12 protein-coding genes are annotated in these 11,169 nt (G+C 66.8%); 3 read left to right on the forward strand and 9 right to left on the reverse strand.

Going from position 1 to position 11,169, the window contains the following annotated elements; genetic code table 11:
• Nucleotides 1-3: 3 nt before the first annotated feature.
• From ACQP1G_RS38080 to ACQP1G_RS38120, 9 genes are all read right to left on the reverse strand, one after another.
• Nucleotides 4-1,089, reverse strand: a complete 1,086-nt coding sequence (locus tag ACQP1G_RS38080; protein ID WP_433194519.1) for a Gfo/Idh/MocA family protein — start codon at nt 1,087-1,089, stop codon at nt 4-6.
• Entirely contained in the window at nt 1,086-1,964 is an 879-nt protein-coding gene (locus ACQP1G_RS38085; RefSeq protein ID WP_433194520.1) for an AAA family ATPase, read from the reverse strand. The genes ACQP1G_RS38080 and ACQP1G_RS38085 overlap by 4 nt, the downstream gene beginning before the upstream one ends.
• Nucleotides 1,961-3,064, reverse strand: coding sequence for a Gfo/Idh/MocA family protein (locus tag ACQP1G_RS38090; RefSeq protein ID WP_433194521.1), 1,104 nt, complete (start codon nt 3,062-3,064; stop codon nt 1,961-1,963). Before ACQP1G_RS38090 ends, ACQP1G_RS38085 begins: the two co-directional genes overlap by 4 nt.
• On the reverse strand, nt 3,061-4,056 hold the full coding sequence (locus ACQP1G_RS38095; protein ID WP_433194522.1) for a Gfo/Idh/MocA family protein: 996 nt from the start codon (nt 4,054-4,056) through the stop codon (nt 3,061-3,063). Before ACQP1G_RS38095 ends, ACQP1G_RS38090 begins: the two co-directional genes overlap by 4 nt.
• The gene (locus tag ACQP1G_RS38100; RefSeq protein WP_433194523.1) at nt 4,053-5,012 is read right to left on the reverse strand and encodes a sugar phosphate isomerase/epimerase family protein; all 960 of its coding nucleotides are present in this window, start codon (nt 5,010-5,012) and stop codon (nt 4,053-4,055) included. Before ACQP1G_RS38100 ends, ACQP1G_RS38095 begins: the two co-directional genes overlap by 4 nt.
• Nucleotides 5,006-6,241, reverse strand: coding sequence for a methionine adenosyltransferase (locus tag ACQP1G_RS38105; RefSeq protein ID WP_433194524.1), 1,236 nt, complete (start codon nt 6,239-6,241; stop codon nt 5,006-5,008). Before ACQP1G_RS38105 ends, ACQP1G_RS38100 begins: the two co-directional genes overlap by 7 nt.
• Nucleotides 6,225-7,346 carry a Gfo/Idh/MocA family protein gene (locus tag ACQP1G_RS38110; protein ID WP_433194525.1) on the reverse strand — a complete coding sequence of 374 codons (1,122 nt, stop codon included), beginning with the start codon at nt 7,344-7,346 and terminating at the stop codon, nt 6,225-6,227. The genes ACQP1G_RS38105 and ACQP1G_RS38110 overlap by 17 nt, the downstream gene beginning before the upstream one ends.
• A gap of 509 nt (nt 7,347-7,855) precedes the next feature.
• Nucleotides 7,856-8,074 carry a hypothetical protein gene (locus ACQP1G_RS38115; protein WP_433194526.1) on the reverse strand — a complete coding sequence of 73 codons (219 nt, stop codon included), beginning with the start codon at nt 8,072-8,074 and terminating at the stop codon, nt 7,856-7,858.
• A complete protein-coding gene (locus tag ACQP1G_RS38120) occupies nt 8,074-8,412 on the reverse strand; it encodes a hypothetical protein (protein WP_433194527.1) in 339 nt (112 codons plus the stop codon). Before ACQP1G_RS38120 ends, ACQP1G_RS38115 begins: the two co-directional genes overlap by 1 nt.
• 198 nt (nt 8,413-8,610) lie before the next feature.
• Between ACQP1G_RS38120 and ACQP1G_RS38125 the strand changes: the two genes are divergently transcribed.
• The 3 genes from ACQP1G_RS38125 to ACQP1G_RS38135 all read left to right on the forward strand — a co-directional run bounded on the left by ACQP1G_RS38125 (nt 8,611) and on the right by ACQP1G_RS38135 (nt 10,565).
• Nucleotides 8,611-9,390, forward strand: a complete 780-nt coding sequence (locus ACQP1G_RS38125) for an aminotransferase class IV family protein (protein ID WP_433194528.1) — start codon at nt 8,611-8,613, stop codon at nt 9,388-9,390.
• Nucleotides 9,391-9,455: 65 nt separating this feature from the next.
• Nucleotides 9,456-10,379 carry an SUMF1/EgtB/PvdO family nonheme iron enzyme gene (locus tag ACQP1G_RS38130; RefSeq protein WP_433194529.1) on the forward strand — a complete coding sequence of 308 codons (924 nt, stop codon included), beginning with the start codon at nt 9,456-9,458 and terminating at the stop codon, nt 10,377-10,379.
• Between the two features lie 18 nt (nt 10,380-10,397).
• Nucleotides 10,398-10,565: a hypothetical protein gene (locus tag ACQP1G_RS38135; protein WP_433194530.1), complete on the forward strand. Its 168-nt coding sequence runs from the start codon at nt 10,398-10,400 to the stop codon at nt 10,563-10,565.
• Nucleotides 10,566-11,169: the final 604 nt, after the last annotated feature.

Here is an 11,169-nt window from a genome sequence, read left to right on the forward strand (position 1 = left end):
CGCCTACAGGTACTCCTGTCCGATCCGCAGATCGACAAGCGGCTGTGGTCCGCCGGTGGCGGGCGCGACCTCGACGGCGCCGGTCTGTGTTGTCAGTCCGGTCAGGATCAGCCGCATCGCGAATGACGATTCGGCCAGGATGTCGGTATTGCTCGTCACTGCGGCGACCAGCGCGGTGAGCTTGGAATGTTCGGGATCGGCACTGGGCAGGTCGATGCCGAAGGCCGGGGTGTCGTCCCATGTGGCGGTGTAGTGCGGCTGCTCGGGTGGGGTGTCGGATCGGACGAGGATGCGGTTGCGCCAGCAGTCGAGTCGAATGTCGCCGGATCGGCCGCGGACGATGAGGTAGTCCTCGGGCCGGTGCAGGCACCACGACGACTTGACCATGGCTTGCTGTCCTGTCGGGAATGTCAACTGCATGCTCATATGGTCTTCGACCTGCTGGGTGAGTGTTGCGCCGTCGAGGCATCGCCGGTGAACGATGGCCTGGGTCACCGCGGCGGTGGCCGCGCTCGGCGTGCCGGTGAGGGCCAGCAGCCGCGTCAACGCATACGGCAAGGTGTCCAGCGCCGGGCCTGCCACGGCCTCGCGGCTGTAGTACCAGTTCGATCGTGGTGGCCCCGGGACGTCGAGCATGGAGGTGAATTCCATTGGTGGGCCGATGATTCCCGAGCCGACCAGCTCAGCCACCGCAGTGAGCGCTGGGCGGTCGAGGAGCGGCAGTGCGACCACGACTCGATCGTGGTGGGCGGCGGTCAGTTCGAGTTGATCCAGCTCGCGAAGCGAGGTCGCGATCGGTTTCTCGATCAGAACGTGTTTGCCGGCCTTGAGCGCGGCCACCGCGTCGGCGCAGTGGTGTGCATGTGGGGTGCAGACCAGAATCGCGTCCACCGCTGGGTCGTCCAGTAGCGCGCTGCGGTCGCGGTGGGCGCGGGCGGTCGGCCACAACCGCAACGCCGAATCGCGGGAGGCGGGGGTCGGGCTGCATATGGCGGTGACACGAACCCCGGCCACAGTGTGGGCTTGGCGCAGGTATGCGCTGCCGATCATGCCGCAGCCGAGCACTCCTAATCGCAGCGGCGCAGTCACGGTGTCTCCATAAGGTCGTCGACTGTCATAGCGGGATCGAGGGGGACGATGGCGCCGGTCTCATCGAGTAGCACCGCGTGCCGCTCGAAGAACTGGCAGACTCCAGCGTGGTGTTTGATCGGCTCGCCCAGCGGTTGCCCGAGAATCTGAACGCCGCCGTGTGTTTCGTAGTAGCGGCGAAGACCAGGTCGGCACAGGTGTCGGCCGTGCAGCCGCGGCACCAGGGGTGCCGCCAAGTGCTCGACCGGGATGGCGGTGCGGCGTCCGGTCGGGTCGAGGACGGGCAGCAACGCCGTGTGGATCTGGTCGGCGGGCCTGCCGGTGGTGTCCAGGTTGTGTAGTGGACCTACGGCCAGTGTGGGGGCTTCGACGCGGTAGAACTCGGCGAGCGCGTCGAGGAAATCGCCGCGGTACCACTGGTGTTCGAATTCGCGGTCGGCTTTGTCGCGTCGGCGGTGCAGCGACGTGGCGATCGGGGTGGTGAGCAGCACAATCGTCGCCGCCGAAGTTAGGTGCGGCCGGATGTCGCGGTCGAAGACGGCGAGGGCGTGCCGGTACCGGTCGCGGTCGCCGCTGGTGGCGGCGGTGGCCCAGCAGTAGGCCAGCACGCTGAGGTAGCTGCGGTCGAACACCGCCACCGCCGGATACCGCGCGTCGGTGAGGCGCGACGCGAGCCGGTCGCGGCGCAACTCCCGCCGTAGATACCACATGGTGGCCTCCTGGGAGGGCCTGTCGTGCAAGGCTTCCCGGTCGGCGGTGGTGGGGTTGGTTTCGGGGACAGCGAGGCAGTCCTCGCCAAGCGTGGCGGCGAGGGTGACCATGATGGAGGTCTTGCCCGCACCGGGGAGACCTTCCAGATACACACTGATCGTCATGCAACGGCTCCCGGTGACGGGATAGTCCAACTGCCGGACTCCTCAGCCATCGCTTGGTACATCGCGGCGACCGTGACGTGGTCGGCGGCGGCTTCGGTGAGTGGGTACAGCGGCGCGACGGTGGAGTCGGTGACGGCCGCGGCGAGATTGGTAAGGAAAGCGGCAGCGGTGATGCGTTCCTCGTCCAGCGGCAGCAGCGGGAATGGGTTGTGCCACTTGGTGACACATGCATCGTCGGCCAGGACAGCGATCTCGGCGAGGACTTCGACGCCGTGCACGACGCGGGTACGGCGCTGGATGCGGTAATGCTGGGCGTGGGGGTTGTCCGGGTCTGCGAGGGCGACCATCTCCTCACCCCAAGCCGCGCCATGGGTGCCGGTGAAACCCGCTTGGCGGCGGGCGCGGATCGGGGACTCATAGTTCAGCCACGACCAGTGATAGGTCGCGAGGGTGTCGTTGTCGAACTCGATCACCGCGTGCTGGACGCGTTCTCCGGGGAAGAACACGCCTCGGTGGGTGATGTGGTCGGTGATCGGCAGATCCCGCTGCACCGCCAGCACCCGCCTCGGGGCGGCGGGCGCTGCGAGGTAGGAGCGCAGCAGGCTCACACCGTGGTACTCGTGGCCGACTCCATCGCTGTAGGCGGTCCGGACCTCACCGAACACGCCGCGGTTGATCAGGTCGCGTTTGACGGTCTCGATCGGGCGGCGGTGGTACTGCTCGGCGACATCGGTGTACCTGTCCCGTGCGGCCAGCGCCGTGGCGACCTCCGCTGCTTCGGTCGGGTCCGCCGACAGGGGTGTTTCCAGCAGGACCGGGCCGTCCCAGGCCGCGAGTCGCCGATACAGCTCGGGGTTCTGCGACCAGGTGACGCACGCGACCACCGCGTCCACGCCCGCAGCGTCGAGCAGCGCGTCGAGGTCCGGATACGCGACGGTGCCCAACGCGGTCGCGGCCTCGGCGCTGCGGTGGCGGTCGCGTCCGCAGATCCCTGCGGGCCGGACACCGGGAAGCATCTTCAGCAGTGGACCGTAGAGCGTGCGCGCTCGGGTGCCCGCGCCGATCACCGCGACACCGACCTCGGGCGGCACGGTGTTCATGGCTGCTCCACGCTGGTCCAGGCGCCGTCGGCGCGGGCCGAGTCCGCGGCCGCGGTGGCGACGGCGAGGCTGCGCAGATGGTCGTCGAGCGAATGCGGGGGCGCCGCACCGGTTTCCACGGCGTGCTCGAACGCACGATAGGCGCCGAGGATGCCGTCGGGCACCCACGCCCCGCCACACTTCTCGTTCTCGACGGGCACGCCGTCGCCGGAGACGAGCCAGGCATGTTCCAGGTCGGCCCCAGCGCTGCCGAGGGAGCCGTCGATGTCGAGGCGGTAGTGGAATCCGCCGGGCGCAGGGACGGCGTTGTTGAACGACAGGCTCGCGGTCAACGGTGATGTGTCGTCGAAGCCCAGCGTGATGGCGTACGCGAGCGGGCACGACGCGTGCTGGCCGGGTTTGGACCATGCCCGCGCGGACACCGTCGTCGGGGTGCGGCCGGTGAGGTGGCGGACCAGGTCGAGGTAGTGCAGGCCGTGGTCGAGGAATAGGTAGTCCGGGTGATCGGTGTACCAGGCGGCCAGATCCTCGTTGAACCTGTTCGCATGATGCACCGCATACACCTGCCCGAGGCGTCCGGCCTCGATCCAGCCGCGCACCCGCGCGTGCGTAGGTGCCCACCGGGCGTTGTGGTTGACCGCCACCGCCAGCCCCGCCCGGCGCACCTGCTGCGCCAGCTCACGTGCCTCGGCTAGGTCGTAGAGGACCGGCTTCTGCACCAGCAGCGGCTTGCCGGCGTCAAGCAGCGTGCGGATCAGCGCGGCGCGGTCGCCGGGACGGGTCGCGACGTCGACGACATCGACATCGCCGCGTCGCGCCAAGGCAATGGCATCGGATTCGACAGCGGCACCGCAGGATTCGGCCGCATGTCGAGCACGGGAGAGGTCGAGGTCGCAGACCGCGCTCACCGTCACCTCGCCGAGAGCGTAGGCGGGCAGGTGTCCCTCGGTGCCGATTCGGCCGCAGCCGATCAACCCGACACGCAGCGTCATGACAGTCCTCCCATCGGGATGTGCCCGGCCGAGTACGCCGAAGCGGGCGCCAGGCCGCGCCGTCCGGCGGCGAACAGGTGGTGCGCGGCGTCGGCCGGATCGAGGCTCCAGACCGCGGGCGAGAACAGCTCGATCGAGGCAGGCCCGCTGTATCCCGTGTCGGCGATGACCGCGAGCAGCCCGGGCAGGTCGAGGACGCCTTGGCCTGGCGGGCAGCGCAACTCGTCGCGCATCGCCGCCGGGTCGATGTCAGCAGGGACGTCGCTGACCTGCACGAACTCGACCGATCCTGGTTGCAGCGCCCGGATCTCGGCCTCGGGCACGGCGGCGGCGAACAGATGGCAGGTGTCCAGCAGGAGCCCGACGTTGGGGTGGCGCAACTGGTCGAGTAGACCCACCAGCCCCGCGAGATCCCGCACGAACGGGTGGGTTCCATCCAGCGTCGCGGGCAGCCCCGCGTGCAGGCCGATGAACTCGACCGCCAAGCGCACACCGTAGGGTTCGGCGCGGTCGGCCAACAGCCCGAGCCGATCCACCGCGGTCAAAACGGCGTCGGCGGGCGACAGATCGGTGCGTGGATTGCACACGATCGCCGCCCGTGTGCAGCCCAATGCGGCTGCGGCGGTGAGCCGTTCATCCATGGTGGCCTCGGCGGCACTCCACGCGGTCTGCTCGACCAGCAGCGGCGCGGGCAGCACCGGTCCGGCCGGGATCAGGCCACTGAACGCCTCGACCCGCACCCCCAACTCCGCGATTCGGGCGGCGACGGCGCCCAGGCCGCCGAGGACCTCGGCTAGAGCCAGGATCTGCTGGATGGACACCTCCACCCGCTCGAATCCCGCATTCCTGGAGGCTGCGAGGAACTCGCTGACCGAAGTGCCCCACCGGAAACAGGCCGGGTTGATGCACACCGGCAAGCCCGAACGGTCGTCGCGGGCCGTCAGTCGGGTCAGCACAGCGCTCGCCTCCCCGCGATCAGGTCCTCGCGCAGCGTGGGCAGCGAACCCATCACGTCCTCGACGACCGCGGTCACGTACCCGCTGTCCACCGCGACACCGCCGGACTGCTGGACCCCGACGAACTCCGGGCAGGTCAGCTCGCCGCCCGACCGCGACACCAGGCACACCGCCATCGGCAACCCTGTTTCGGAGTACAGCCGCTCGGCGACGGCTTGGGCCAGCACGTTGTAGAGCTTGCCGACGTGGTAGACGGGGTTCTTGCCGTTGGCGCCCTCCATACTCATGGGCCGCATCAGCGAGATGACACCGTTGCAGCGGTTACCGCGCCCGACCACGCCCTCGTCGCCGCTCTCGATCGAGGACCCGGTCACCGTCAAATACAACTCCCGGGCGTCGTGGTCGTCGCGGGTGTTCAACGCCACCGTCGCCTCACCGGAGGGGGCCAGACCACGCGCCCGCTGCAGCACCAACTCCTGCAGGGCGCGTTTGCGGTCGATGTAGGTGGCCAGATCCGGTGTGTGCCGATCGATCTGAGGCACGCACAACGTGATGTGCAGGTCGCCTCCGTCGCGGCACACCATGATCTTGATGTCCGACCCGAAATACGTTGCGGCGGTAGTGAATTCGGAGCCGTTGAGCCATCCCTCGATGTCGAGGGCCGTGCGTTCGGCGATGCTCAGCGGCGCGTACCCGACGCCGGCGGAGGTGTCGTTGGCATGTAGGCGGCGGCGCTCGCTCAGATCGTCGAGGCTGCGCGGGGCGAACCAGTGCAGCCGCCCGCCGTCACGGGAGCTGGTGTCGCTGTGGACGTGGCCGGGGCTCGAGGCCGGGTTCAGCCGCATGCGGACCTCGATGTCGTCGCGGCGCAGCAGCGGCAGCCGGGAACACAGGAAATCGCGGGACACGGTCTCGATCAAGTCCCCCACCGGTAGCTTCCGGTCACCCAAGGTCTCGCTGAACCGGCCGTTGACCAAGGCGGTGATAGGCCCGTCCATGCTGCCGCCGCCGAACGCGACGGTGGCCGAGCCGCCGAGCAGGGCGGTCTTGTCGGTGTTGTGGTGCAGGATCGCCCCGAACTCCTCGAGGCACAGTCGTGAATAGGCACGCGAGAGCTCCTCGGCCAGCCCGTCGGCCAGCGAGTCGGGGTGGCCGATGCCCTTGCGTTCGACGATGTCGAACCCGTAGGCGTCGACGAAGCGGTTGTCCAGATCAACAGAGACCAACACGACGGTTCCCTTCTGTGGTGGTGTCGCGCTCGACGGTCTGCGCTGACCGTACGATTTCGGCAATGAGTTCAAGGTCGGCCAGTGCCTCGCGCGGGCCGGTCGCCGCGGCCGGGCCGGACACGAGCTGGTCATGGAAGGCGATCAACTCGGCAGCGAACACGTCGTCGTAGACCAACTCCCGCGTCACCGCGTCACCGTCGTTCTCGGTGTCCAGCGCGATCGGCGCGTATGCCAGATACGGCGACGGGAACGACACCGCGCACCGGGCGGTGTCGCCGACCAGTGACAGGGTTTCGGTGTACCGGCCAGCCGCGACGAAGGTGTAGGACACAAGCCCGACCCGCCCCGAGGGGCTGCGCAGGGTCGCCTGCCCGCTCAGCCCGTCGTTCCAGAACGCGGCGTTCACGACCCGCACCTGGCCGCCGAGCGCGGTCCGCACCAGGTTGACGTCGTGAATGACGCTGGTGGCCAACAGAAAATAGGCAGCCAGCGCGGCGAGGGGAGCATCGACTCCGGCGGTCCGCCGGATGGCGGCGGCGCTGGCTCCATCGGTGACCTGGTGATGCACGAACTCCAACAGTGACCCGCCGGGTGGCCGCGCGCGGCCGAGTACCGAATACAAGTAGCGGTCCTCTGGCGGATGAACCAGATCTGCAGCCGCGGTACGCAGGCCCGACGCGATCCCGATCTGCCCCAGCGCGGTGGTCACCGCCGCGCTGTAGCGCTTCATATACCCGACAACGCAACCGATCCCGGCGGACTCGATGGCCTCGACCAACCCTCGGGCCTGTTCCGGCGTCAGCGACAGCGGCTTCTCGACGAATACCGGCTTTCCGGCTGCCGCCGCAGCCTGAATCTCTGCGACGTGGTCACCGCTGGTGGCGATCAGCACTACGTCGAACAGTTCGGCCGCGGCGAATAACTCTCCCACCGAGGCGAACACGCGACATCCGGTCGCCCACACCGCGGCCTGCTCCAGCGCCCGCAGGTCGGTGTCGCAGAGTGCGACCACCCGAAACCGGTCCCCGAGATGAGCCAGCGCCGGCAAATGCCGAGTCTGCGCGGCGACGCCGCAGCCGATCACCGCAATCCGCAGCCGCCCCATCACGCCGCTCCGTTCGGACAGCACCGCGCGGGGGTGAACGCGTTGTCCAGCAGCGCCGACAGCGGTCGTTCACCACTCATCGTCGAGCCTCGTGGAAACGCCCGAGGCCGGGGCACATAACCATCACGGCATCGGGACGACCGTAGGGGATTCCGGACCCGAAACACGCCGGCACGGTGCCGCTGCACCGCCTCGGTCGTAGACCGGAAGAGCCTGCAATGCCTCGAACCGCCGAGACCTTCAGCCTGCATGGCCGGCCCCCTCATGCTGTTTGGTGCCCAGCCGAGACGCTGCGCAACCACCTGAAGCCACATCGGGAAACGTCGATCCGCGTGCTTGATGCTGTTGCAGCAGCCACCATTTCGCGCCGCACGCCTGCGATGTCGTGCCGCCTTCGTGGGCTTCACAGGCGCGGTGCTCCTCCGGCCACGGCCGTATCTCGGCATCGAGGACCTTCCGCCACTGCGGTGGCGCGTCGTGCGATGTTGTCATCGAAGTAGCTCCTTTGGTCACTGGTCGTCTGGGTCGTCGTACTCAGGTCCGAGCCTGGATAGAATTTCGGCTGCACTCACACCGAGGTCGTCGGCGGTGGTGTCGTATGTCGATGTGCTCTGACTGTCCAACTCGTCATCGGCCCGGTCCTGGTACATCAGCCACGTGGCCCCGGAAATCGCTCCCGCGAACACCAGCGTGACCGCGATGACCAGGCCCAGTTGCCACCCCAGCATCAGGCGATGACATGTGATCCGAGGCGGCTGTAGCTCGCACCGTCCTCCACGGTGATCACCTCGTCACACCACTCGATGACCGGCCCCACGTCACCGTCGAGATGCTTCAGGTTCGGGGTGAGCACGGCCGAGATCTCCACCCCGCGCACCCGGGTCATGTTGCGGGCCACGTTCCGCAGGCGCATCGCCGGATGGTCCGTGTCGTCGCCGAACACGACTGTTTTGATCAGGTTGTAGCCCAAATCCTGTGCAGCGCGCCGGATTTCGGTCTCGTCCCACGGTTGGCGTGTTCCGGATTCGTCACGACGGATGTAGCCCATTGCTGCGGGTGATCTCATGGTGGTTCGGTCCCTGCGGTGGGTTGGTTGATCGGACTGAAAACCCCGGCTGCCGCGATCCGTGTTTTTCATGGACCTCAGAATCGGTGCACGCCTGCCTGCCCGGAACTGTCGCTGAATGTCGTTGCACTGACTTTTCACTGACGTTCGGCGTTGGGCCGCGCTTCCGCGACGCGCCCTCGGTGACACACTGGCCGCATGGAACTCAACGGGTCGCCGATCAGTCAGTCCGAGCTCGCGGCGCTGGGTTTGGTCGGATACGGGCACTTCACGTCCATGCGCGTGAAGAATCGCGCTGTGCGCGGGCTCAGCCAGCACATGGACCGGCTCACCCGCGACTGCCGCACGGTGTTCGACGCCGAACTCGACCCCGAACGCGTGCGCCACCTCATCCGCCGCGTCGTGGCCGACACTGATACGGCGGTAGTCGTGCGGATCACGGTGTTCGACCCGCACATCGCCCTCGGCAGGCCCGGCGCTGACGCCGACCCTCAAATCCTCGTGACCTGGCGTGAAGCACCCGCCGTCCCGCAAGCCCCGATGACTCTGCGGTCGGCGGTCTACACCCGCGACCTACCCAAAACCAAGCACGTCGGCCTGTTCGGCGCCCTCTACCAGCGCCGCCTCGCCCAACGCGACGGTGCCGACGATGTCCTGTTCACCAACGCCGACGGCACCATCACCGAGATCGCGACGTCCAACATCGGCGTCATCTCCGGAGGCCAGCTGATCTGGCCGCAGGCCGAGGTGCTGCCTGGCATCACGATGCGCCTGCTCAGTCAGACCCTGGATGAGGAAGTCGTCGTCAAGCCCATCACCCTGGCCGAACTGCCGCACGTCGACGCGGCCGTCGCGACCAACGCCGCGGTCGGTGTGCGTGCAATCGCCCGTATCGACGACATTGACCTTCCCATCGACCACGAGATGATCGAACGGCTCCGCGCGGAATACGAATCCATTCCCCCGCAACGCATCTGACGCGCGCCATGCCACCGCTGTGACTAGGCTCAGATCCCACCGCTCGGGAAGGGAGGACACGCGCGATGGCCATCGTGGTCCGGAGCTGGACCGGCTCCGAAGCAGCCGCACTGCGAGATGCCCGGCGGATGAGTCTGATCGAATTCGCAGCGCATATTGGCGTCAACCCCCGGGTGATCTCCCGCTGGGAAGCCGGCGGCGCGAACATCCGCCCCCGCCCTGTGAACCAAGCAGCCCTCGATACCATCTTGTCGCGCCTGAACGACGATGAACTCGCCCGGTTCGTCGAAGCGATGTCTCCCACCGCCCTGAGCGACGCTCGCGATACCGACGTCGTCCAGCAACGCACCAACACCCGCCATCCCGCCGACGGCAAGCTGATGACCTGGGTGCCCGAAGGAATCTTCCTCGCCGGACCACAAGACCAACCCGTGTGGGTGGCCGGATTCTGGATGGATGTCTTCCCGACCACTAACGCCGACTACGCGCGATTCGTTGCCGCCCACCGACATTCCACGCCCCAGCATTGGGACGGCCCGGCCCCCGACCGCGACATCGCCGACCAGCCTGTGGTCTGGGTCAGCTGGGACGACGCCAACACCTATGCCCAGTGGGCGCACAAAGCTCTGCCGACCAGCCAACAATGGGAGAAGGCCGCCCGAGGCACCCGCGGCAACACCTGGCCCTGGGGCAACCAGCCGACCCCGGCCAAATGCAATGTCCGAGGCTCCGGGCCCGGCACCACAACGCCGGTATCAACCTACGCCAGCGGAGTCAGCCCATTCGGCATCTACGACCTCGTCGGAAACACCTGGGAATGGACCGCCACCGAGACCGCCACCGACCGATTCGAGCTCAAAGGCTCGGCGTTCACCAGCCCTTTCGACCGAGGCGAACCAGCAGCATTCAACGATGCCACGCGCAGGATGCTCGACGACGACACCGGATTCCGTTGCGTCACAGGAAATCTCGTGAGCGAGACCGTTTAGTCGACCGTCAGATCACACGTGACATCGACCGCGGCCGGAGTCATTGAGGCCGAGGAACACATCCACCCGCAATTCCTGAAGAAGAGCCAGTGGCGTACCGGCAAGGACATCTACATGGGGCTTCGAGAAATGAGCATGGCAGAGCGGATGCCGGCGCGCCGCCACGTGGTATTCATCGACTGGTGACGCGTGCCTTTCCAGCGACTTCTACTGTCAGTCCATCTGCGCCGACCCACACCATCCGATCCGCGACCAGCTAATGGACCACACCAGTGAGGTGCTTCCCCTGACAACAATCAGGTGCCCGGTACGCAGTACCCGGCAAGTCCCCGCATGAATCGGGTCATATTGACGAAATTCTTGACCGCTCGCGGCAATAGCTTCCCCGCAACATAGGTGTATGGCGGCTCGTCGGGCCTTTCCTATATCCTGCACAACAATAGCTGGTTCGAATCCTTCATACAGTGACAGAACCCGATTTTCTCTCACGTAGACCAGATGTTTTGTTGTGCTAACATAGGTCGAACCAGAATGCCGCACATATCGCGATCATGCATTCGCCAAGGAAACAAACCATTTGATTGGCGCGTCGAAATATTCCACGACTGTCATTGCTTTCTGGTCAGGCAACCATTCGGCGAGAAGGCGGCCGATCCGTTCGACGTCCGGACTTTTGACATCCATTCGTTCAGGGGTTGGGCGCGTCTATGATAACGTGGGCGAAACTCTGCGAGGAGCGCCGTCTACGATCGTTTACGATTATAAAAGAAATCTTGCCAGAAGTCGCAGT

It is taken from the genome of Nocardia sp. CA-107356, assembly GCF_050946365.1.
Lineage (GTDB): Bacteria > Actinomycetota > Actinomycetes > Mycobacteriales > Mycobacteriaceae > Nocardia.

Coding starts and splice junctions, on each gene's coding strand:
- ACQP1G_RS38125 (WP_433194528.1), top strand. CDS start 8,611: ATGGAACTCAACGGGTCGCCGATCAGTCAGTCCGAGCTCGCGGCGCTG.
- ACQP1G_RS38095 (WP_433194522.1), bottom strand. CDS start 4,056: ATGACGCTGCGTGTCGGGTTGATCGGCTGCGGCCGAATCGGCACCGAG.
- ACQP1G_RS38120 (WP_433194527.1), bottom strand. CDS start 8,412: ATGAGATCACCCGCAGCAATGGGCTACATCCGTCGTGACGAATCCGGA.
- ACQP1G_RS38130 (WP_433194529.1), top strand. CDS start 9,456: ATGGCCATCGTGGTCCGGAGCTGGACCGGCTCCGAAGCAGCCGCACTG.
- ACQP1G_RS38085 (WP_433194520.1), bottom strand. CDS start 1,964: ATGACGATCAGTGTGTATCTGGAAGGTCTCCCCGGTGCGGGCAAGACC.
- ACQP1G_RS38110 (WP_433194525.1), bottom strand. CDS start 7,346: ATGGGGCGGCTGCGGATTGCGGTGATCGGCTGCGGCGTCGCCGCGCAG.
- ACQP1G_RS38090 (WP_433194521.1), bottom strand. CDS start 3,064: ATGAACACCGTGCCGCCCGAGGTCGGTGTCGCGGTGATCGGCGCGGGC.
- ACQP1G_RS38115 (WP_433194526.1), bottom strand. CDS start 8,074: ATGCTGGGGTGGCAACTGGGCCTGGTCATCGCGGTCACGCTGGTGTTC.